The following is a 22,191-nucleotide window of genomic DNA, read 5'->3' as shown; positions in this document are numbered from 1 at the left end:
AGTAGGGGTCGATGATGCCGGACTATGGCGCCATGGCATCCGCACCCCGCAAGATCGCGGCTTCGGCCGACACCCCCGCCGTGTGGCCCAACGGCGTGCCGGGCAGCCGGACCGTAGAGGTGGATGTCGAGGACCGCGACTACGCGGTGAGCGTGGTGATTCGCTTCGGCCATATCCCGGGCCAGCCGTTGGAGCCGCTGAGTATCCATATCCGGGGGTTGGACGGCGAGCGGTCCGGTCTCAATCCGAGGGTCTTCCGGGAGGCGCTTCTCCCTCGCTGGGAGAAGGCCGGCCGTGCAGCCGTCGAGCACCGCTTGGTGACGGCCAGTCCAACGTTTCAGCACGTAGAGCCCGCGTCGCTGGCCGAATCAATCGTCGCCGAACGTTTTCCTGAGCTGGCGGGGCCGATTAAAGGGAACGCGCTGCGGCGCCGGAAGAGCCTTCTTCACCTGGCAACCGTTGTTCAGGAATACAAGCTCGCTGAATCGCAGGGAGCCACGAATCCAGCCGAGGTCGTCGCAGCAGCGCATGGCGTCGCAACCGGCACCGTGCGCAGCTGGCTTACCCGCGCCCGCCGGGAGGACCTGGCCCCAGCGAGCGGACACCGGAACGCAGTCCCTCGCGGCTGATCAGTCCTCAGCTTGCTTCCACGCAATGGCGATGGTGTCCGGGTCGAAGTAGCCGGCACCGGACCCGGGCACGTACCCCTTCGGCCGGCCGCGGCGAGCCTTGCCAACGGTCACCGTCATGAGAGCATCGATAATCGAGCGCTTCCGATCCAACGGAAGACTGGGCCACTGTTCCGCGATCTGCTCGGTGCCCAGGGGCAGCGACGCCAGCACCGGAACCTGCGCGAGGCGAGCCATTCTCAACTCGACGCAGGCCAGTCTTTCCCGTGTGCGACTGGTGCCGTCGAGCATCTGCTTCCGTGTGATCCGATCGGCGTCGTAGTCTTCCGCGTACCCGTCGAGCTTGGCCCTCAGCGAGTTGGCCTCGGCCGCCAACTGGTCGGCGCTCGGGTCGGCCGAGGTCGGTGGCACCAGCAGCTTGGCGGCGTCAGCGCGGGACAGCCGCCTGATCGCGATCTGCTCCACGAAGTCGTCGAGGGCGACCATGTCCCGGGTTGCGTGTCTGCCGGTCCCGCAGCGGTACGCGGGCCGGTACGTCCTGCCTTCGGGGCCGACGCGTTTGCGCCCGCCGACTCCTGTCAGTGCGAACACCAGGGGCTCACCGCACCAGCACTTGTACAGGCCTGAGCCGAGGTGCTTGCGGGCGGTGCCGTGCAAATTGGTGCGGCGTCCGGGGTTCTTTAGCAGGTCCGTGACCGCCCGCCATTTCTCCTCCGAGACGAGCGCCGGCCAGGCAGCTTGCCCGACGACCTCGCCGCGGGTCTCGATCAGCCCGGCGTTGCGCGCTCGCAGCAGGGTCCGTCCGAGGGCCACAGGCCCCCACACGCGCGTTTCTGGCTCTCCCCGCGTCCCGTCTGCCTGCCGGTACCTCCTGGGCGGCACACGGACGCCCTGAGCGTCCCAGGTGCGGCAGATGGACCGAAGGGAGTCCCCGGCGATGAGCGCGTCCATGGCCTGCTCGATGCGCCACGCCTCCGATCCTTCGGTGTTGACGGCGGCGGCACCGCAGGCCCCGCACGCTCGGTCGCTGGCGAACCCGTCCGTTGCGCCGCATCCGGGACACAGCAGGGATCGCACGACCATGCCACCGTCCTCGTACCCGAAGGGGCGGGGGCCGCCGCGGTAGGTGCCCTCGCGGACGTTGTCGAGCTTGGCGTCGCGGACGCGCTCGCCGATCTCTTCGGACTCCTCCTGCGCGTCGACGGCCGCACGGCGGGCTTGGCCCCGGCCTTCGGCGGTGTTCAGGTTGAACGCCCCAGCCTTGATCGTGTCAATGGCGATGTCCCGCTCTTCGGCCAGATCCAAGAACGCGAACGCGTCGCGCCAGTTTCGCTGTAGGCGCTTGCCGGACAGGGCCAGGACGGCGTTCGCCTCGCCTGTGCCGAGCATGTCGAGCAGCTGCTGATACTTGGGCCGGGCGGCGCCACTGTATGCGCTCACGTCATTCTCGATGAGGACCGCGATGACCTCCCAGCCGTTGCGGTCAGCTCGTTCGCGGCAGACCTTCTCCTGCCGATCGACGCCCCAGCGTTTTCCCTCGCGGTCGTCTGAGATGCGGCAATAGATCACTACCCGGCGGCTGGCCCCCGGGGTCTCGATGCGGGGGAGGTTGGTGGCGGTCATGGCAGGAGGGTAGCTCTTAAAGCAGTGTCAGCCAATCCCTTGACGGGACGATCGCGGCGTGCGGCTTCGCGGCCGTGCTCTACAAGATCGTGACCAGCGGACCCGTGCGGTCCGCGCTCACCGCGGTGATCGAGAAGGCACTCCATGCGTCGTTCTGACCGCCGCGCGGCTCCCTGTCGCGGCGTGCGTCCGGGACCGGGCGCCGGTCCCGGACGGCTGTCGGCCGTTCACGACGAGCGCGGGTATGTCACGGCCGAGACCGCGATGACCATTCCGGTGCTGATCGCGCTGGCCGGGGTGCTCATCTGGGCAGTGATGGCCGCGGCGGCGCAGGTCGAGTGCGTGGACGCGGCGCGGGCCGGGGCGCGGGCGGCGGCCAGGTCGGAGCTGGACGCCGAGGTGCTCCGGGTGGCGCGGGAGACCGCGCCCTCCGGGGCACGGGTGAGCGTGGGCCGGGCGGGCGACCTCGTCACCGTGCGGGTGACCGTGCCCCGGCCGCGCTTCCCGGTCACCTTGACGGCGCAGGCCGCCGCCCTCGCCGAGGACACCGTGGGCGGAGGTGGCGGCCCATGACCGGCTGGAGGCGGAGCGGCGACCGGGGGTCGGCCACGGTGTGGTCGCTGGGGATCGTCGCCGTACTGCTGACGCTCTGCGCGACCGGGCTCTACCTCGGCCAGGCGGTCGTCCTGCGGCACCGGGCGGGCGCCGCGGCGGACCTGGCCGCCCTCGCCGCCGCCGACCACGCCCTGGACGGCCGCAGCACCGCCTGCGCCCTCGCCGCCGAGGTCGCGCGTGCCCAGGGCGCCCGGCTGGCGAGCTGCGCGGTCACCGGCGAGGTCTCGGATGTGGTGGCGGAGGTCGGCGGAGCGCGGGTGCGTTCCCGCGCGGGACCGTCACTCGACGCCGGACCGGCCCCCGCCGTTCCCGTCGCCGCGCCGCTGGGCCGGGTCCGCCCCGGCGTGGGGATCGGTCGGGCCGCGGTTGTGACCGGGGTCTTCGGAGGGCGGGACCGGGTCCGGCGCGCTGTCGGTGTCCGCCGCGTCGGCGGTGGAGGTGCCGGCCGGGGCGTCGTCGCGGTCGGCACCGGCGGCGGGCAGGGCATCGGAGGGCCGGGGCGCGCCCGGGCCGGTGCCGGTGCCGCCGGAGGGAGGCTCGGCCCCGGGAGCGGAGGAGAGCAGGCAGCCGAGGAGGCGGACCGCCGCGGCCTTGTCCAGCGGGTCGTTGCCGTTGCCGCATTTGGGCGACTGGACGCAGGAGGGGCAGCCGAAGTCGCATTCGCATGCGGCGATGGCCTCGCGGGTGGCGGTGAGCCAGCTGCGGGCGGTGTGGAAGGCGCGTTCTGCGAAGCCCGCACCGCCGGGGTGACCGTCGTAGACGAAGACCGTGGGCAGGCCGGTGTCGGCGTGCAGCGGTACGGACACGCCGCCGATGTCCCAGCGGTCGCAGGTGGCGAAGAGCGGAAGGAGGCCGATGGAGGCGTGTTCGGCGGCGTGCAGGGCGCCGGGCAGCTCCTCCGGGTGGATGCCGGCGGCGTCCAGCCGGTCCTCGGCGACGGTCCACCAGACGGCGCGGGTGCGCAGGGTACGCGGCGGGAGGTCGAGCTTGGTCTCGCCCATGACCTCGCCGCTGACCAGCCGGCGGCGCAGATAGGACACCACCTGGTGGGTGACCTCGACCGAGCCGAAGTGGATGCGGGCTTCGCCCCAGGGCTCCTCGATGTCGGCGGCCAGCACCCGGACAGCGGTGGTGTCGCGGGCCATCGTGGAGTAGGGCGGGTCGGCGCGGGCGACCAGGGCGACGCTGTCGTCGAGGTCGAGGCGCTCGACCAGGTAGGTGCGGCCCTGGTGCAGGTGGACGGCCCCGTCGTGGACAGCGGTGTGGGCCGAGGAGGCGTCCACCGTGCCCAGCAGGCGTCCGGTCGCCGACTCCACGACCTGGACCGGCTTGCCGCCGTCGCCGCGGATGTCGGTGAGGTCGGCGGCCCGCTCCCTGCGGGTCCAGTACCAGCCGGCTGCCCGGCGCCGCAGCAGCCCGCGCCGCTCCAGCTGCCCGACGAGCGCGGGCGCCTCGGGGCCGAAGAGGTCGAGGTCGTCCTCGGTGAGCGGCAGCTCGGCCGCGGCGGCGCACAGGTGCGGGGCGAGGACGTACGGGTTGTCCGGGTCGAGGACGGTGGATTCGACGGGCTGCTCGAAGATCGCCTCGGGGTGGTGGACGAGATACGTGTCGAGCGGGTCGTCCCGGCCGACCATGACCGCGAGGGCGCCCTGCCCCGAGCGCCCCGCCCGGCCGGCCTGCTGCCACAGCGAGGCGCGGGTGCCGGGGTAGCCGGCCAGCAGGACGGCGTCGAGCCCGGAGATGTCCACGCCCAGTTCCAGCGCGGAGGTGGAGGCGAGGCCGAGCAGCCGGCCGGAGTGCAGGTCACGTTCGAGGGCGCGGCGTTCCTCGGGGAGGTAGCCGCCGCGGTAGGCGGCGACCCGGGCCGGCAGCGAGGGGTCGATCTCGGCGAGCCGCTCCTGGGTGATCAGGGCCACGAGTTCCGCGCCGCGCCGGGAGCGGACGAAGGCGACCGTGCGGACGCCCTGGAGCACCAGGTCGGTGAGCAGCTCGGCGGCTTCGGCGGTGGCGGTACGGCGGACCGGCGCCCCGTGTTCGCCGGACAGCCGGGTCAGCGGCGGCTCCCACAGGGCGAAGGCGAGTTCGCCGCGCGGCGAGGCGTCGTCGGTGACCTCGGCGACCTGGACCCCGGTGAGCCGGGCGGCTGCGCGTGCCGGGTCGGCGGAGGTGGCCGAGGCGAGCAGGAAGACCGGCTCGGCTCCGTAACGGGCGCACACCCGCCGCAGCCGGCGCAGCACCTGGGCGACGTGCGAGCCGAAGACACCGCGATAGCTGTGGCACTCGTCGATCACGACGTAGCGCAGATGGCGCAGGAAGGAGGACCAGCGGGCGTGTCCCGGCAGGATGCCGCGGTGCAGCATGTCCGGGTTGGTGAGCACGTAGGTGGCGTACTGCCTGACCCATTCGCGTTCCTCGACCGGCGTGTCGCCGTCGTAGAGCGCCGGGCGGATCGCGGCGCCCAGCGGCGCGGCGAGGGCGCTGACGGCCCGGCGCTGGTCGGCGGCGAGGGCTTTGGTGGGCGCCAGGTACAGCGCCGTCGCGCCGCGCCCGCCGGCGCCCGGGGCGTCCGCGCCGTCCAGCAGCGCGCTGAGCACCGGCGCCAGATAGCCCAGCGACTTTCCGGACGCCGTACCGGTGGCGACGACCACCGACTCGCCGCGGGCCGCGTGCTCCGCCGCGCGCGCCTGGTGCTCCCACGGACGGTCGATCCCGGCCGCCGCGACGGCCGCCACGACCTCCGGCCTCACGCTCTCCGGCCACAATGCATGACGTCCGACCCGCGGGGGCAGGTGCTCCGTATGGGTGATGCGTGCGGCCCGGTCTGCCCCCGTGGCAAGCCGCTCCAAAGCGGTGCGGGGGGACGGGCGGCCGTGCGCCGACTGCGGAAGTTGATCCTGGGCCATCGGCACTCAGTGTGTCACCGGCGTGACGGACAATCGCAGTAAGGCGTCGTGCTGGCCCACTGCGAAGTGATTGAATGCCATCGCGGCTGCCGGTCCTTCCCTACCTTCGGTGGGAAGGCCCCTACTCCTCGGTGGGGAGGCCCCTGGGGGAGCCGCGTCGATGCAAGGTGCTGGAGGATCCGTGGACCTGTCCCTGTCGACCCGAACCGTCGGCGATCGCACGATCGTCGAGGTCGGCGGCGAGATTGATGTGTACACCGCGCCCAAGCTGCGTGAGCAGCTGGTGGAGCTCGTGAACGACGGGAGTTACCACCTGGTCGTGGACATGGAGGGAGTCGACTTCCTCGACTCCACCGGACTTGGTGTGCTCGTCGGCGGCCTCAAGCGGGTGCGCGCGCATGAGGGGTCGCTGCGACTGGTGTGCAACCAGGAGCGCATCCTGAAGATTTTCCGTATCACCGGTCTGACCAAGGTGTTCCCGATTCACACCTCGGTCGACGAGGCTGTCGCGGCGACCGACTGATCTTCGCCCGAGCGAAGGGGTACCGGACGGGCCGCCGTCCGGACCCCTGTGATGCCCACCCAAGGACCGAGGGGGAGGCCATGCCCACCGTAGAACTGCTCTTCAGCGCCCAGCCGGAGCATGTGCGCACAGCACGGCTCGTGGCGGCTGCTGTGGCGCGCCGGGCGGGGGTGGACGAGGCGGCTCTCGACGAGGTGCGGCTCGCGGTGGGCGAGGCCTGCAGCCGGGCCGTCGGACTGCACCGCATCAACGGCGTCGAGGCACCCGTTCGGGTGATGCTCAACGAGGACGAGAAGAAGTTCTCCATCGAGGTCGCCGATGAGGTCCCCGGCAATGCCTCCGGCTCCTCGCCGGACGGCGGTGCGGACGAGGCGGCCGACGACGAGGGCGAGATGGGCCTTGCCGTCATCAGCGGTCTGGTGGACGACGTCGAGGTCATCGAGGGCGCGGCCGGCGGAGTCATCCGCATGAGCTGGCCGACCGCCTCTGTGTAGGAGCCGTCCGACGGCGACGCCGTGGGCGACGGGCCCGAAAGCTGCTCTGTGCGGGCCGCCTGACCCCGCGTCCGGCGCAGCCTGACCCGAGCTCGACGCAATGTCCCACGGTGTGACATCTGCCACACCGTCAGCCCGGCTGCGGGCGACCTCATATGACTGCATGCCGGGCCGCGTCCGCCCGCACCGGATCGCGAACCGCCGCCGTACCGTCGCTTGCTACGAATGGCTTGAATATCGGATGAATGGTGACAAAATCTTCCGATGATTCGCGGTGGACACCCCCTTCCCGTGTAAGTTCCGGGGCCGTGACGCCACGGAAGGGACCCAACCGGTGAAGCTGAACCACAGACTCGGGGCCGCGCTGTCCGGTGCGGTCGTGCTGCTGGCGCTGTCGGCGTGTTCGAGCGACGACACGGGCAAGAAGCTGGACACCTGGGCGAAGGGCGTCTGCGACCAGACCGCGGCCCAGACCAAGAAGATCAACGACGCGAACACCGCGCTCACCAAGGTCGACAGCGGCGGCAGGCCGCAGGACGTCAGGACCGCGGACTCCGCCGCCTTCCAGCAGATCTCCGACGCCTACAAGTCGCTGGCCGGAGTCTTCAGTCGGGCGGGCGCCGCGCCCGGCAGCAAGGGCGATCAATTCCAGCAGAAGGCCGTCACCTCCTTCACCACGCTGTCCACGCAGTACGCGAGCCTGAAGAAGCAGGTCGACGCGCTGGACGTCACCGACCAGAACAAGTTCGCCGCAGGACTCCAGGGCGTCTCCGACTCCTTCAAGCAGGCCGGCACCGACGGCGAGCAGGCGCTCAGCGCCCTGCGCCAGGGCGACCAGGGCAAGGCGCTGGCCAAGCAGCCGGGCTGCCAGAGCGTGCCCGGCACGGCGTCGCCCACCGCCTCGTAACCGCCGCCTTGCCGCGGCGGTACGTGCGCACGGAGCGCCGGGCCGCCGGCCTTCCGCGACAATGGCGGGTGTGAAGACGCCCCGCCTCCCCGCTCCCGACAGCGCGCCCGCCCTGCGTGACGATCTGCGTGCCGCGGCCTTCACGGCCGACGGCTGCCTCGATCTGCTCGGCGCCGTCGCCTATGCCGCGCTTTCCCGTGCCGAGACCGTGCCCGCGCTGCGCGCCACCCGCGGCTCCGGACCACTGGACACCCTGGTCAGGCTCTTCCTGCTGCAATGCCCCGTGCCGTACGAACGCGCCCGCGCCGCGCTCCCCGGGCTCGACGGCTACGCGGCCGACGGCTGGCTGCTGCGCGACGGCGACGACGTACGCGCCACCGTCGACGTACGCCCCTACGCCGGTGACGGGAACGCCGACTGGTGGATCGTCTCCGACCTCGGCTGCGCGGTCGGCGGCGCCGGCGGTGTCGGCAGCGCGCCCGGCGTGAACCGGGCCGACCTGGTGCTCGGCGTCGGCGGCGCGTCCACCACGCTGGCCGGGCTGACGGTGCGCGAACCGGTCGGCAGCGCCCTCGACCTGGGCACCGGCTCCGGCATCCAGGCACTGCACGCCGCACAGCACGCCACCAGGGTGACGGCCACCGACGTCAACCCGCGCGCCCTGCACTTCGCCCGGCTGACCCTCGCGCTGTCCGGCGCTCCCGAGCCCGACCTGCGCCAGGGCGGCCTGTTCGAGCCGGTCGGCGACGACCGCTACGACCTGATCGTGTCCAACCCGCCCTTCGTGATCTCGCCGGAGGGCCGGTTCACCTACCGGGACGGCGGTATGGGCGGCGACGACCTGTGCCGCACCCTGGTTCAGCAGGCCGCCGACCACCTCAACGACGGCGGCTGGTGCCAGTTGCTCGCCAACTGGCAGCACACCGAGGGCCAGGACTGGCGCGAACGCCTCAGCGGCTGGGTGCCGCGCGGCTGCGACGCCTGGATCGTGCAGCGCGAGGTCCAGGACGTCGCCCAGTACGCCGAACTGTGGCTGCGCGACGGCGGCGACCACCGCACCGACCCGGCGGAGTACGCCGCCCGGTACGACGCCTGGCTCGACGACTTCGAGCGCGCCAAGGTCAGCGGTGTCGGCTTCGGCTGGATCACCCTGCGCAAGTCGGGCGCGGAGCAGCCGGTGATCACCGCGGAGGAATGGCCGCACCCGGTGGAACAGCCGCTCGGCCCGCACATTGCCGCGTGGTTCGCCCGGCAGGACTTCCTGCGCCGCCACGACGACGCCGACCTGCTGGAGGCCCGCTTCACGCTCGCCGACGAGGTGGTGCAGGAGCAGGTCGGGCTGCCGGGCGCCGAGGACCCCGAGCACGTGGTGCTGCGTTCGGCCCGCGGTATGCGCAGGGCCACCAAGGTCGACACAGTGGGCGCGGGTTTCGCCGGGGTCTGCGACGGTACGCTGCCGGCCGGCCGGATCGTGGACGCCATCGCCCAACTGCTCGGCGAGGACCCGGTGGTGCTGCGCGACCGCACCCCAGGCTCCATCCGGATGCTGGTCGAGCAGGGCTTCCTCGAACCAGTCCCCGACGACTCGCGGCCCTGAGTGACGCGCGGCCCGAACGGCCCGCTGCCCTGATGAACCGCCGCCCTGATGAACCGTGGCCCTGATGACCGCTGCCGTGAGCGACCCGCGGGCCCGGACGACCGCGGCCTGAGCGGGCCTTGAGCCGCCCCGAGCGTCACCCAGGCGTCAGCGCCCCGCCGGCGTCAGCGCAGATTTCTCAGCACCGCCCACGCCACCAGAACCGCCCCCACGGCGTACGACGCCCGCGCGCCCAGCACCGGCCGCCAGCGCAGCCCGCGCAGCCCCGCCACCGCCCAGCGCCCGGCGACCGCCAGCAGGAAGGGCGTGCAGAGCAGCAGCAGCCCATTGTCGTGGAAGGCCCGCACCGGATCCGCGTGCAGCAGGTCGTACGCCATACGGGTGGCGCCGCAGACCGGGCAGAGCAGCCCCGTGGCCCAGTTGAAGGGGCAGCGCGGCAGCCAGTGGCCCGGCTGGTGCGGGTCGGTGCCGTACAGATACAGCGAACCGGCAAGGCTCGCGGCGAGCGCGCCCAGCGGCGCCGCGGCCGGGTGCCCCGCGGCGCGCCGCAGCGGTCCCGCGCCGCCGTCCGCACGGGCACCCGCGGTGGTCATGCCTGCGTCACGCGCTCAGCGAGCGGGCGTAGTTGACCTGCTGGGTGATCGCGTAGATGTCCTGCGGGCTGCGCACCGGGATCATCGTGGCGTGGTATTTGCCGCCGCTGTTGACCGTCACCTGGGCGTAGCCGGTCGTCACGTTCTCCTTGATCAGCATGAAGAACAGCCCGACCAGGCAGGCCAGCGTGAAGATGACGGCCAGCACCACCGCGTATGTCGGCGTCTTGGACTCGGTCCTCGACATGTCGGACACCGTCCAGACCGCGCCGCGCAGCGGCAGCAGCCCGGCCGGGGTCATGATGCCGGCCTCGGTGACCGCGATGTCGCCGATGGTCATCAGCGTCGCGCCGGGTCCGTACTGCGGCTGCGGCGGGCCGCCGTGCTGCCAGCCGCCGGGCGCCACGGCCGGCGGCTGGCCGCCCTGCGGCGGGAGGCCGTAACCGGGCAGGGCCGGCATGGTCGGCTGGTACGACGGCAGCGAGGTCTTCTGGATCCGCGGGTCCTCCTGCGGATTGCTGCCGTAGGAGTTGTTGTCCCCGTACGGATTCTGGTCGGACATCCGATCCCCCTGTGCTACTGCGGCCTGCGGCGCGGACAGGCGGCGCCGAGGTTCTTGCCGACCATCCTTGCAGTCCGCGCCCGCCGCGTCGCGCCCCCGGCCGTATCCGCCCGGGGATCTCCGCGCAGGCGTGACGCGCGCCCGCGCGACTCTGACATGACCCGTCCATGCGGCAGACAGGCCGCTTGTCGGGTTACCGTTCGGATGGCGTTGTTGACTTTTCCCGTTTGACACGGGACCGGGAGGTACGGTCACACTCCGCAGCGTCACCCCTTCGAACCGGAGAGAAGAGCAGAAGTTGTCCCCGACCCGCGAGACCGCACCGGCCGGCCGCCGACTCGTCATTGTCGAGTCGCCCGCCAAGGCGAAGACGATCAAGGGCTATCTCGGCCCTGGATACGTCGTCGAGGCCAGCGTCGGGCACATCCGCGACCTCCCCAACGGGGCGGCCGAAGTGCCGGCGGAGTACAAGGGCCAGCCGTGGGCGCGGCTCGGCGTCAATGTGGACAGCGACTTCCAGCCGATCTACGTCGTCAACGCCGACAAGAAGGCGCAGGTCAAGAAGCTCAAGGACCTCCTCAAGGACTCCGACGAACTCTTCCTGGCCACCGATGAGGACCGCGAGGGCGAGGCCATCGCCTGGCATTTGCAGGAGATCCTCAAGCCCAAGGTCCCGGTCCACCGGATGGTTTTCCACGAGATCACCAAGGATGCCATCCAGGAGGCCGTCCGCAATCCGCGCGAGCTGAACCAGCGGCTTGTCGACGCCCAGGAGACCCGCCGCATCCTCGACCGCCTCTACGGCTACGAGGTCTCGCCGGTGCTGTGGAAGAAGGTCATGCCGCGGCTTTCGGCGGGCCGCGTCCAGTCGGTGGCCACCCGGCTCGTCGTCGAGCGGGAACGCGAGCGCATCGCCTTCCGCTCCGCCGAATACTGGGACCTGACCGGCGTTTTCGGCACCGGCCGCACCGGTGACGCCTCCGATCCCTCGACGCTCAACGCCCGGCTGGTGTCCGTCGACGGCCGCCGGGTCGCCCAGGGCCGCGACTTCGACGCCGCCACCGGTGCGCTCAAGGGCGGCGCCACCGTCCTGCAGCTGGACGAGGCCGCCGCCCGCGCACTTGCCGCGGCGCTGGCCGACACGCAGTTCTCGGTCCGCAGCGTCGAGTCCAAGCCGTACCGCCGCTCGCCCTACGCGCCCTTCCGCACCACCACCCTCCAGCAGGAGGCGTCGCGCAAGCTCGGCTTCGGCGCGAAGGCCACCATGCAGGTCGCCCAGAAGCTGTACGAGAACGGCTTCATCACCTACATGCGTACGGACTCCACCACGCTCTCGGAGACCGCGATCAAGGCCGCCCGCGCCCAGGTCACCCAGCTCTACGGCGCCGACTACCTGCCGGACAAGCCGCGCGTCCACGCCGGCAAGGTCAAGAACGCGCAGGAGGCGCACGAGGCGATCCGCCCCTCGGGCGACCGCTTCCGCACCCCCGCGGAGACCCGGCTGACCGGCGACCAGTTCCGGCTCTACGAGCTGATCTGGATGCGGACCGTCGCCTCCCAGATGAAGGACGCGGTCGGCCAGTCCGTCACGGTCAAGGTCGGCGGCACCTCCGCGGACGGCCGGGACACCGAATTCAGCGCGTCCGGCAAGATCATCACCTTCCACGGCTTCCTCAAGGCGTACGTCGAGGGCGCCGACGACCCCAACGCCGAACTGGACGACCGCGAGCGCCGGCTGCCGCAGGTCGCCGAGGGCGACCCGCTGACCGCAGAGCAGATCAGCGCCGACGGCCACGCCACCAAGCCGCCCGCCCGCTATACCGAGGCGTCGCTGGTCAAGGAGCTGGAAGAGCGCGAGATCGGCCGCCCGTCGACGTACGCGACGATCCTCGGCACGATCCTGGACCGCGGCTACGTCTTCAAGAAGGGCACCGCGCTCGTCCCGACCTTCCTGTCCTTCGCCGTCGTCAATCTGCTCGAGAAGCACTTCGGCTGGCTCGTCGACTACGACTTCACCGCCTCCATGGAGGACGACCTCGACCGCATCGCCCGCGGCGAGGCCCAGTCCGTGCCGTGGCTGCGCCGCTTCTACTTCGGCGCGGACGACCCGGGCGCCGCCGCCGCCTCCCCGGGCAGCGACGGCGACCACCTCGGCGGGCTCAAGGAACTGGTCGAGGACCTCGGCGCCATCGACGCCCGGGAGATCTCGTCCTTCCCCGTCGGCGACGGCATCGTGCTGCGGGTCGGCCGCTACGGCCCCTACGTAGAGAGGGGCGAGCGCGGCGAGGACGACCACCGCCGCGCCGACGTCCCCGACGACCTGCCGCCCGACGAGCTGGACGTCGAATACGCCGAGGAGCTGTTCGCCCGCCCCAGCGGCGACTTCGAACTCGGCAGCGACCCGGAGACCGGCCGCCCGATCGTGGCCAAGGACGGCCGCTACGGCCCCTACGTCACCGAGATCCTGCCCGAGGACACCCCGAAGACCGGCAAGAACGCGGTCAAGCCGCGTACCGCCTCCCTCTTCAAGTCGATGTCCATCGACACGGTCACCCTGGAGGAAGCGCTCCGGCTGATGTCGCTGCCCCGCGTCGTCGGCACCGACGCGGAGGGCGTCGAGATCACCGCGCAGAACGGCCGCTACGGGCCCTACCTCAAGAAGGGCACGGATTCGCGCTCGCTGGAGAGCGAGGACCAGCTCTTCACGATCACCCTCGACGAGGCGCTGGCCATCTACGCGCAGCCCAAGCAGCGCGGGCGCGCGGCGGCCAAGCCGCCGCTCAAGGAACTCGGCACCGACCCGGTCAGCGAGCGTCCCGTCGTCGTCAAGGACGGCCGCTTCGGTCCCTACGTGACCGACGGGGAGACCAACGCCACGCTCCGCCGGGACGACGAGGTCGAGTCGATCACTCCCGAGCGGGGCTACGAACTCCTGGCGGAGAAGCGGGCGAAGGGGCCCGCGAAGAAGAAGGCTCCCGCCAAGAAGGCGGCCCCGGCCAAGCGGGTCGCGGCCAAGAAGGCCGCTCCCGCGAAGAAGGCGGCTGCTTCCGCCAAGAAGGCCACGGCGAAGAAGTCCGCGCCCTCCGCGGACTAGGGCGCCCACTGTTGCACCGGGGTACGCCTCCGCCGCCGCGGGGGTGGGGCGACCCTCCGGTAAGGGGTGCGCTTCCGCTGGGCGCGGGCCTGCTGGGGGTGCCTCTTCGGCTGGGGTATGCCTTCGCCGCCGCGAGGCCGGGGGTTCTGCCGCGTAAGGCGGCGCCCTACCGGGGGGCGCGGGGAACTGCGCGGGCAACCGGCCGCCGGCCAGTTGCCCGGAGCGGACCGATCTGCCCCTTCGGGCCGGTGGCGACCCGCGCCCCGGTGGCGGCTGGGCGCGCAGTGCCCCGCGCGGGGCACGTGCGGACGGTGCGCCACCGTCGTGGCTGAGCGCGCCGTTCCTCACGCCCCTGAGGGGCACTCCTTGCGGAAGGGGCACCGCGGAACCCCCGCGCCTCCGGAGGGCAGCGAACCCTGGGTGGGCACCCCGTTACCGCGTGGACGTGCAGGTTCTGGTAAGGGACCGGGCGCCCGGGAGCACGCGGATGGGCGATAGGCTGTTGGGATGACGCGATCCGAGCAGCCCCCGCAGCCCGCTGACGTCACGCCCGCCTTCGCGGGCGCCCTGGCGGCGGATTCACGGGACCGCGCGGTGGGCGCGCTGCTGAAGATCCCGGCATTGCGGAAGCTGTGGAACGCCCAGCTCACCGGCGCGGTCGCGGACCGCCTCGGCCTGCTGGTGCTGCTCTGGCTGACCGTGCAGGCGACAGGCGCGGCCGACGCGTTCGGCGGGGGCTACCGCGGGGTGGCCCTCGCGACGGCCGCGGTCTTCGCCGCCCGCCTCGTGGCGACGCTGCTGTTCGGCGCGGTCCTGCTCGGCCCCCTGTCCGCGGCGACCTCGGAAAGCGGCCCGCTCGACCGCCGCTGGACCATGATCGGCGCCGACGGCGTACGCCTCGCGCTGTTCATCGTCGCCCCGCTGTGGATCACCTGGTCGCCGGACTCCGCGCACATCTGGCTGCTGGCCACCGTCTTCGCCGCCGGGATCGCCGAGCGGCTGTGGGCCGTCGCCAAGGACGGCGCCGCGCCCGAGCTGCTGCCGTCGCCGGGGAACACCTCGGTACGGCCCGCGCCCGATCACCTGGCCACGCTGCACCGGCTCGACCTGCGGACCAGCTTTGTCGCGCTGCCGCTGGCCGCCGCCGCGATGGTCGTCATCACGCTGGTCAACACGCTGCTGGCGACCGGCATCAACTGGTTCGACCTGCACCAGGTCGCGCTGTCCTCCTACGTCGCCGCCGGGCTGTTCTCCTCCTCGATGGCGGTGCTGTCGGCGCTCGAACTCCCGTCGGGTACGGCGGCAGGGCCGCGTTCGCCGCTTGAGGGGCTGCGGCTGCCCAAGGGGCCCGAGGGCGCCGAGAACGGCAGGACCGGTTCGCTGCCGCTTCTGGTGCTGTCCACCGCGGCGGTCGCAGGCGCGATTGCCGCGGCGGTCTCCGTGGCGGTTCTCCACGCCGCCGCAATGGGCTTCGGCCCGACCGGCTTCGGCCTGCTCGTCCTCGTACTGACCGCGGGCACCGTCCTCGGCATCCGGATCGCCCCCCGCACGCTGCCCGGCCTGTCCAGGCGGCGGCTGCTGGCGCTGGCCATCGGCGTCACCGGTGTCGCGCTGCTGCTGACCGGGCTGGTCCCCGACCCGACCACGATGCTGCTGCTCGCGCTGCTGGCCGGCACCGCAGCCGGCATCAGCGCCAACGCCGGGCACCTGCTGATCGAGCAGGAGGCCGAGGAGACCCGCCGGGCCAGGACCACCGAGCACCTCCAGGCCGTGGCACGCGCCGCGCTCGGTGTCGCCGCGGTCTGTGCGCCGCTGCTGGCCGCCGCGATCGGCCCGCACCGCATCGAGAACGGCCGCTTCACCTTCGACCACGCCGGCGCCGCCTACACCCTGATGCTCGTCGGCGCCCTGCTGCTGCCCGTTGCCGCGCTCGTCCTCGGCAAGACCGACGACCGCAGCGGCGTACCGCTGCGCCGCGACCTGCGCGAGGCGCTGCGCGGCGCCGAACCGTCCGCCGCGCCCGCCGCCACCGGTTTCTTCATCGCCGTCGAGGGCGGCGACGGGGCCGGCAAGTCCACCCAGGTCGATGCGCTCGCGAGCTGGATCCGCGCCAAGGGCCACGAAGTCGTGGTCACCCGGGAGCCCGGCGCCACCGCCGTCGGCAAGCGGCTCAGGTCGATCCTGCTCGACGTGTCGTCCGGCGGGATCTCGCCCCGCACGGAAGCGCTGCTCTACGCGGCCGACCGCGCCGAGCACATCGATACGGTCGTCCGGCCGGCGCTGGCCCGCGGCGCCGTCGTCATCTCCGACCGCTACATCGACTCGGCCGTCGCTTACCAGGGCGCCGGGCGCGACCTGGCGCCCACCGAGATCGCCCGCATCAACCGCTGGGGTACGGACGGGCTCGTCGCCCACCTGACCGTGCTGCTCGACGTGTCGCCCGAGACCGCACGGGAGCGCTTCACCGAGGCCCCCGACCGGCTCGAATCGGAGCCGCCGGAATTCCACCAGCGGGTCCGTGCCGGTTTCCTCACCCTCGCCGCCGCCGACCCCGCGCGCTACCTCATCGTCGACGCCGGCCAGGAGCCGGCCGCCGTCACCACGGTGATCCGCCACCGGCTCGACGAAGTCCTCCCGCTGTCCGAGCAGGAGATCGAGGCCCGCGCGGAAGCCGAGCGCAAGGCCGCGGAGGAAGCGGCGCGGCTTGTCGCCGAGGAGGCCGCCCGCAAGGCGGAGGCCGAACGCGCCGAGCGCGAGCGGCAGGCGCAGCTGGAGAAGCTGCGCCGCGAGGAGGAGGAGCGGCGGCTCGCCGCGGAGGAAGCCGCCCGGCAGGAGATCGCGGAACGCAAGGCCGCGCAGGAGGCGGAGGCCGCGCGCCTGCGCCAGGAGGGGGTCGAGCGGGCCGCCGCCGAGCAGGCGGCACGGCTCGCCGCGGAGACCGAGGCGCGGGAGGCCGAGCAGGCCAGGCTGCGGCGGCTCGCCGAGGAGCAGGCCAGGCTGCGGGCCGAGGCGGAAGAGCGGCGGCTGGAGAAGCAGCGCAAGGCGGAGGAGTCGCTCCTCCGCGCCGAGGCCGCGCGGGCCGCTGCCGCGGATTCCGCCGCGGCGGACGACGCGACGACCGTCATTTCGCCCGTCCCGGCGAGTCCGGAGTCCGACGACTCGCCGTCCTCGGACTCCTCCGAAACCACGACGGTGCTGCCGCCGGTCGTGCCCAAGCCTGAATCCGGGCCTCACGCTGACCCTGAGTCCGGGTCGGACGAGACGGCGGTCCTGCCGGCGGTCCCGGCGGAGCCCGCCGCAGACGAGACGGCGGTCCTGCCGCCGGTGCCTGGTACGGCGAGCGACGGCGATCCGGCGGACCGGGTGCCGCCGTGGCTTTTCCGCCCCGAGTCGGGCGAGGCCGAGCGGACCCGTGAGCTTCCCGCCGTGCAGCAGCCGCCTGCCAGGCGGCCACGGCCGGACTGGGCCGAGGCGACGCCCCTCGACGACCTCCCGACCCTCGCCGATGAGCTTCTGGGCCGCCGCGACGAGGACGGCCGCCGCCGCCCCTGACCGGCCGCTTCCACCCCCGGTGGGTGCCCTGTCCTGTCGCGATCACAGTGCCACCGCACGGTGGCTGGCCGCGCAGTTCCCCGCGCCCCTCTGGGGCACCCTCTCCCGCAGAGGCCAAGCCCCGAGGGGCGCGGGGACCTGCGCGCTCAGCCACGATGGCGCGACCAACAAGCGACGCACGGCAAGGGGCGAGCCCCCAGGGGTGCGGGGAACTGCATGGCACGCCACGCCGGCGGGTCGGATGAACGCGAACCGCAAGGGAGGGCAACTCTCGGGGCGCCGGGGTCCCCCAGGCACGGCGTCGCGGGCCGAACCGCGTGACAAGCCAGGGCGGCGAGCCATCTCACTCCCCGAGGCGCGTGAACTGCGCGAGTGCGCACCGTAAGGGCGGGAGAATGCGCGGGTGCGGTATTTGGTGTTGGGGGTTACCGAGGTGCGGGACCCGGGCGGCATGCCCGTGGCCCTGGGCGGCGGACGCGTGCGGGCACTCGTGGCCGCGTTGGCCGTCGACGCGGGACGACCCGTGTCCGCTGAGACACTGATCGCGCACGTATGGGCGGGCGACCCGCCCGCCGACGCGGCAGGCGCACTGCAAGCCCTGGTCGCCCGGCTGCGCAGGGCCTTGGGCCGGGAGGCCGTCACATCGGAGCCGGGAGGCTACCGCCTGACAACGGCTCGTGACGCCGTGGACATGTACGAGTTCGAGCGCCTGGTCGACGAGGGCGGTGCGGCGCTGACCGGGGGCGACCCGCAGAAGGCGGCGGGGGTGCTGGCGCAAGCCCTGGCACTGTGGCGCGGCCCGGCGCTGGCGGACCTGCCGGACCGGGCGCCGGCCGCCGCCCGCACGGACGCGCTGCACCGCACGGCGCAACGGCTGCGGATCGACGCGGAAATCGCGCTCGGCAGGGCGTCCGACGTACTGCCCGCCGTGTGGGAGGCGGTGGCGGCGCACCCGCTGGACGAGGCGTTCAGGGCCCAGCTGATCAAGGCGCTCCGCGCGGCGGGCCGGACCGCGGACGCGCTGGCGGCATACGAGGAGACCAGGACGGTGCTGGCGGAGACGCTGGGCGCCGACCCGGGACCCGAGCTGCGCGCGCTGCACGCGGACCTGCTGCGCCCGTCCGTACCCGCCGCCCCGGCACCTGCGGCCGGGAATCTGCGGGCCAGGCTGACGAGCTTCGTGGGCCGGGAGGCGGAGCTGCGGGACATCCGCCAGGACGTCGCGGCGGCCCGCCTGGTGACGCTGACCGGGCCGGGCGGGTCGGGGAAGACCCGGCTTGCCCAGGAGGCCGCGGAGGCGGCCGCCGGCGGCTTCCCCGACGGTGTGTGGCTCGCGGAACTGGCCCCGCTGGACGACCCGGCCGCGATCCCGCACGCCGTGCTCACCGCGCTGGGCCGCCGTGACGCGCAGGTGCTAGCGCCGGGTCCGCTGCGGGCCGAGCAATATGCGGAGGATCCCGTGGCGCGGCTGCTCGACCACTGCGGGCGGCGCAGGCTGCTCCTGGTGCTCGACAACTGCGAGCACGTGATCGTCGGCGCGGCCGTGCTGACCGCAGAGCTGCTCGCCGCGTGCCCCGGCGTGACGGTGCTGGCCACCAGCAGGGAGCCGCTGGGGGTGCCGGGCGAGGTGGTGCGGCCGGTCGAGCCGCTGCCGCCGCGGAATGCGTACCGGCTGTTCGCTGAGCGGGCGGCCACGGTAAGGCCGGGCGCGGCGCCTTACGGGGACGACGGCCCCGACGCGGCGGCGGTGCGGGAGATCTGCCGGCGGCTCGACGGCCTGCCGCTGGCGATCGAGCTTGCCGCGGCCCGGCTGCGCGCGCTGTCACCGCGGCAGATCGCGGACCGTCTCGACGACCGTTTCCGCCTGCTGACCAGCGGCAGCCGTACGGTGCTGCCGCGCCAGCAGACGCTGCGGGCGGTCGTCGACTGGAGCTGGGACCTGCTGACGGAGCCGGAGCGTACGACGTTGTGCGCGCTGAGCGTCTTCGCGGGCGGCTGCACCCTGGCCGCGGCGGAGGCGGTGTGCGGCCCCGACGCTCTGGAGACGGTCGCACAGCTGGTCGACAAGTCCCTGGTGGTCGCCGACCTGATGGCGGCCCCCGGGGCGGCACCGGACGGGCCGGACGGCCACCGGGCGCGGTATCGCCTGCTGGAGACGATCCACGAATACGCCGCGGAGCGCGCCGCCGAGCAGCCCGGCGAACTGGCCCGGGCCGCCCGCCGCCACACCGCCCATTACCGCGACCTGGCGCGCACCGCCGACCCTGAGCTGCGCGGCACCGACCAGATGCGCTGGCTGGAGGTGCTGGAGGCGGAGCTGGACAATGTACGTGCGGCGCTGCACCGCGCGATCGGGGCGGGCGAGGAGCCGGATGCCCTGGCCCTTGTGCTGGCGATGGGCTGGTTCTGGTGGCTGCGCAATTACCGCGACGAGGCGGACAGCTGGCTGGGGCAGGTCGTCGCGATGGGCGGCGACCTGCCCGAGGACCCGGCGGACCCGTTGTACTGGCCGCGGATCGACGCCCGGATGCTGATGTTCTTCGTCAAGAGCGACCACGCGGCGGAGGACCAGCTCTCATCGCCCGAGTCACGGGCGGCGGCGACGGCACTGGCACAGGCGTACAGCGAGGGCGGGCCGCCGGCGGCGCGTTTTCCCGGGATGCTCTGGCCGTTCACCGCGTTCCTCCTCGGCGGGCAGCAGGGAATCCGCCTGCAAACGGACGCGGTCGTCGCCAATTGCCGCGCCCACGGCGGTGACTGGGAGCTGGCGGTGGCGCTGATGTTCCGTACCCATGTCGCGGTGGACTCGCCGGGCGGGCTTGAGGAAGCCGAGGAGAGCCAGGACGAGCTGCAGATGCTCACCGACCGGCTCGCCGACCGCTGGCTCCGCGCGCAGGTGCACAGCGCGCGCGGCGAGATCGCGCTGGCCCGCGGCGACCACGCGACGGCGCGCCAGAACCTGGAGGCGGCGCACCGGCTCGGGCGGGAACTGGGGGCGTACGCCGAGGCTGCCTTCCTGCTGGCGCGGCTCGGCGAGGTCGCGTACCGGGAGGGCGACGACGACACCGCAGAACGGATGCTGGCCCGTGCCGACGAGGAGGCGGAGCGTTACTCCGTGTGGGACGCCCGCACCTATGTCCGCTACCTCCAGGCCACGCTGCTGCTCCGGCGCGGCGAGGTGCCGCGGGCCCGGCAGATGTGCGACCTCGCGGCGGGGCGGGCCTCCGACGGCACCCCGCCGCCGATGTTCCATGTGCTGCTGGCGGGCCTGGCGGCGCGGATCGCGCTGGCCGAGGACGATCCGCGGTCGGCGCTGGCCAAGGCGGACGACGCGCTGCGGATGGCGCTGGCCGCGGACTGCACGGAGCAGGTTGTCGGCGCGCAGTTCGAGGTGGCGGCCGAGGCGCTGACGGCGCTCGGCGACGTCATGGGCGCGGTGGAACTGCTCGCCGTCGCGGACGCCGTACGGGGACCGGCGCCGCGCAGCGTGCCCGAGCAGGAGGCGGTCGACGCGGTGACCGCCCAGGCGGCCTCGGCACTGTCCGCGGCGGAACTGGCGGCGGCCCGCGAGCGTGGCGGGGGCCTGGCCAGGGAACGGGCCGCGGCACTGGTCGCGCTGCTGGCGAGCGGCAGCGCCGACCCCGACCCCGGCCGCGGCCCTGGCGACGGCAAGGGGCGCACCGGCCACACGTACGGGCCGGTCGGCGGAAGCGACGGACTTCCCGGCCGCGGCAACAGACGCGCCGGCGGCGACCGGGAATAGCGGCCCGGGACCGGGTCTTACGTCATTGAGGCTTCAAGGAATACTGGAGCCGGGGTCTCGTGCCCGCCGCCCCCGCAGCCCACCGGAAGTGAGAAGAGCCGTGAAGGTCGAGATCTACAGCGATATCGCCTGCCCGTGGTGCTATGTCGGAAAGACCCGTTTCGAGCGCGCGCTCGCGGCCTTCCCGAAGGGCTCCTCTGTCGAGGTCGTCTACCGGCCCTTCCAACTCGACCCGTCCGCCCCCTACGAGGCGCGCCCGCACCGCGAGGTCCTGGCGGCGAAGTACGGGCCGCAGGCTGCGGCAATGGACCAGCGGATCACCGCGCTCGGGGCCGAGGAGGGCATCGACTTCGACTTCGACACGGTCCTGGAGAACAACTCGCTGCTCGCCCACCGCCTGCTGCGCTTCGCCCTGGACGAATACGGCCCCGCCGCGCAGACCCGGCTCAAGGGCCGGCTGATGACCGCGCACTTCGGCGAGGGCATGGACATCGGCGACCACGAGCACCTGACCGACGCTGCCGTCACGGTCGGCCTCGACCGGGACGCGGTCGCGGCCTTCCTGAGCAGCGACGAGCTGCACGACGAAGTGCTGGACGAGATCGACGAGGCCCGGCAGCTCGGGATCACCGCGGTGCCGACCTTCGTCTTCGAGGGCCAGTGGGCGGTTCAGGGCGGCCAGGAGACCTCGACCTTCCTGCGGGTCCTCGAACAGGTCGCCAAGGACACCGCGGCCGCGGCGGACAGCGCCGGCGCCGAGGCCGGCGCGTGCGCCGACGGTGTGTGCGAGGTGCCCGCGACGGACGGCGGGGCCGCGGGCATCTGACCCGGCACGGCCGCTGCGCCGTCCGCTACGCGCAGCTGATCACCGCGTCCGCCCAGTCCGCCAGACCCGTGACGCCGAGCTGTCCCCGCCCGGCCTCTGCGGTGACGACCAGCCGTACGGTCTTGTGGCCGGCCAGGCGCACGTGTACCGGCACGGCGGGGTCGCCGTCGCGGATCACGCCCGAGGACCACAGGCGGGTGCCGTCGCCGTAGACGGAGAAGCGCACGGCGGTGCGCAGGATCCGGGTCAGGTCGTCCACTCCGGCGTCGGCGTCGAAGGAGACGCAGGCCCGGTTGAGGTCGATGGCCACCGCCGAGGGCGCGCGCACACTGATGCCGTGCGCGTACGCCGTGCCGCCGATCTTCAGGCCCCAGCGGCTCCACCACCAGCCGCGCCCGGAGCGGGGCGGCTGGATGGTGGGCCGCGTCGGGTCGCCGACGCCGGTGATGCCGAGCGAATTGACCTGGTAGACGGTCGGCGCGGGCGGTGGGGGCGGCGTCGTCGTCGGGT

At 73.1% G+C, this 22,191-nt stretch carries 14 protein-coding genes and 3 pseudogenes; 12 read left to right on the top strand and 5 right to left on the bottom strand.

Annotated elements, in window-relative coordinates; genetic code table 11:
- The first annotated feature begins 32 nt into the window (after positions 1-32).
- Positions 33-629, top strand: coding sequence for a hypothetical protein (locus V7E46_RS07820; RefSeq protein WP_333767725.1), 597 nt, complete (start codon positions 33-35; stop codon positions 627-629).
- On the opposite strand, the gene V7E46_RS07815 is transcribed toward V7E46_RS07820, so the two are convergent.
- On the bottom strand, positions 630-2,252 hold the full coding sequence (locus V7E46_RS07815) for a recombinase family protein (RefSeq protein WP_333767724.1): 1,623 nt from the start codon (positions 2,250-2,252) through the stop codon (positions 630-632). It lies immediately after the preceding gene.
- Positions 2,253-2,290: 38 nt separating this feature from the next.
- Here V7E46_RS07815 and V7E46_RS07810 point away from each other — a divergent pair.
- From V7E46_RS07810 to V7E46_RS07800, 3 genes and pseudogenes are all read left to right on the top strand, one after another.
- Positions 2,291-2,410, top strand: a pseudogene (locus tag V7E46_RS07810) (DUF4244 domain-containing protein); the annotation flags it as partial.
- Between the two features lie 58 nt (positions 2,411-2,468).
- The gene (locus V7E46_RS07805) at positions 2,469-2,825 is read left to right on the top strand and encodes a TadE family type IV pilus minor pilin (RefSeq protein WP_333767755.1); all 357 of its coding nucleotides are present in this window, start codon (positions 2,469-2,471) and stop codon (positions 2,823-2,825) included.
- Positions 2,822-3,130 (top strand): annotated as a pseudogene (locus V7E46_RS07800) (Rv3654c family TadE-like protein); the annotation flags it as partial. The gene V7E46_RS07805 and the pseudogene V7E46_RS07800, both read left to right, overlap by 4 nt.
- Before the next feature lie 264 nt (positions 3,131-3,394).
- Here the strand turns inward: V7E46_RS07800 and V7E46_RS07795 are convergent.
- Positions 3,395-5,770 (bottom strand): annotated as a pseudogene (locus V7E46_RS07795) (DEAD/DEAH box helicase); the annotation flags it as partial.
- A gap of 181 nt (positions 5,771-5,951) precedes the next feature.
- Here V7E46_RS07795 and bldG point away from each other — a divergent pair.
- The 4 genes from bldG (at position 5,952) to V7E46_RS07775 (ending at position 9,291) form a co-directional block, all read left to right on the top strand.
- Positions 5,952-6,293 (top strand): anti-sigma factor antagonist BldG, encoded by a 342-nt coding sequence (gene bldG / locus V7E46_RS07790; protein WP_031520166.1) that lies wholly within the window; start codon positions 5,952-5,954, stop codon positions 6,291-6,293.
- Positions 6,294-6,373: 80 nt separating this feature from the next.
- A complete protein-coding gene (locus V7E46_RS07785; protein WP_329176249.1) occupies positions 6,374-6,787 on the top strand; it encodes an ATP-binding protein in 414 nt (137 codons plus the stop codon).
- Between the two features lie 334 nt (positions 6,788-7,121).
- Positions 7,122-7,694, top strand: a complete 573-nt coding sequence (locus V7E46_RS07780; RefSeq protein ID WP_333767722.1) for a small secreted protein — start codon at positions 7,122-7,124, stop codon at positions 7,692-7,694.
- 61 nt (positions 7,695-7,755) lie between these two features.
- Positions 7,756-9,291 carry a DUF7059 domain-containing protein gene (locus V7E46_RS07775; protein WP_333767721.1) on the top strand — a complete coding sequence of 512 codons (1,536 nt, stop codon included), beginning with the start codon at positions 7,756-7,758 and terminating at the stop codon, positions 9,289-9,291.
- A 164-nt stretch (positions 9,292-9,455) separates the two neighbouring features.
- Here V7E46_RS07775 and V7E46_RS07770 read toward each other — a convergent pair whose 3' ends face one another.
- Together V7E46_RS07770 and V7E46_RS07765 are read right to left on the bottom strand one after the other, a co-directional pair.
- The gene (locus V7E46_RS07770; RefSeq protein ID WP_333767720.1) at positions 9,456-9,884 is read right to left on the bottom strand and encodes a DUF2752 domain-containing protein; all 429 of its coding nucleotides are present in this window, start codon (positions 9,882-9,884) and stop codon (positions 9,456-9,458) included.
- Positions 9,885-9,891: 7 nt separating this feature from the next.
- Positions 9,892-10,446, bottom strand: coding sequence for a hypothetical protein (locus V7E46_RS07765; protein ID WP_333767719.1), 555 nt, complete (start codon positions 10,444-10,446; stop codon positions 9,892-9,894).
- Positions 10,447-10,744: 298 nt separating this feature from the next.
- Here V7E46_RS07765 and topA point away from each other — a divergent pair, with 298 nt between their 5' ends.
- From topA to V7E46_RS07745, 4 genes are all read left to right on the top strand, one after another.
- Positions 10,745-13,540, top strand: coding sequence for a type I DNA topoisomerase (topA, locus tag V7E46_RS07760; RefSeq protein ID WP_333767718.1), 2,796 nt, complete (start codon positions 10,745-10,747; stop codon positions 13,538-13,540).
- Positions 13,541-14,047: 507 nt separating this feature from the next.
- Positions 14,048-17,092 carry a dTMP kinase gene (gene tmk / locus V7E46_RS07755; RefSeq protein ID WP_333767717.1) on the top strand — a complete coding sequence of 1,015 codons (3,045 nt, stop codon included), beginning with the start codon at positions 14,048-14,050 and terminating at the stop codon, positions 17,090-17,092.
- 523 nt (positions 17,093-17,615) lie between these two features.
- Entirely contained in the window at positions 17,616-20,855 is a 3,240-nt protein-coding gene (locus V7E46_RS07750) for a BTAD domain-containing putative transcriptional regulator (RefSeq protein WP_443054075.1), read from the top strand.
- Positions 20,856-20,943: 88 nt separating this feature from the next.
- On the top strand, positions 20,944-21,681 hold the full coding sequence (locus V7E46_RS07745) for a DsbA family oxidoreductase (RefSeq protein ID WP_333767715.1): 738 nt from the start codon (positions 20,944-20,946) through the stop codon (positions 21,679-21,681).
- A 25-nt stretch (positions 21,682-21,706) separates the two neighbouring features.
- On the opposite strand, the gene V7E46_RS07740 is transcribed toward V7E46_RS07745, so the two are convergent.
- Positions 21,707-22,191: NPCBM/NEW2 domain-containing protein (locus V7E46_RS07740; protein ID WP_333767714.1), on the bottom strand; the 485-nt coding region annotated here is incomplete at its 5' end.

It is taken from the genome of Streptomyces sp. IBSBF 2435, from assembly GCF_036815005.1.
GTDB lineage: Bacteria > Actinomycetota > Actinomycetes > Streptomycetales > Streptomycetaceae > Actinacidiphila.
Note: the sequence above shows the minus strand (reverse complement) of the source record. Positions and strands in the feature narration are given on the sequence as shown.

Bases quoted from the DNA above. Each gene is read 5' to 3' on its own strand.
- V7E46_RS07815 (WP_333767724.1), bottom strand. From the start codon at position 2,252: ATGACCGCCACCAACCTCCCCCGCATCGAGACCCCGGGGGCCAGCCGC.
- V7E46_RS07775 (WP_333767721.1), top strand. From the start codon at position 7,756: ATGGCGGGTGTGAAGACGCCCCGCCTCCCCGCTCCCGACAGCGCGCCC.
- tmk (WP_333767717.1), top strand. From the start codon at position 14,048: ATGACGCGATCCGAGCAGCCCCCGCAGCCCGCTGACGTCACGCCCGCC.
- V7E46_RS07770 (WP_333767720.1), bottom strand. From the start codon at position 9,884: ATGACCACCGCGGGTGCCCGTGCGGACGGCGGCGCGGGACCGCTGCGG.
- V7E46_RS07785 (WP_329176249.1), top strand. From the start codon at position 6,374: ATGCCCACCGTAGAACTGCTCTTCAGCGCCCAGCCGGAGCATGTGCGC.
- V7E46_RS07820 (WP_333767725.1), top strand. From the start codon at position 33: ATGGCATCCGCACCCCGCAAGATCGCGGCTTCGGCCGACACCCCCGCC.
- V7E46_RS07765 (WP_333767719.1), bottom strand. From the start codon at position 10,446: ATGTCCGACCAGAATCCGTACGGGGACAACAACTCCTACGGCAGCAAT.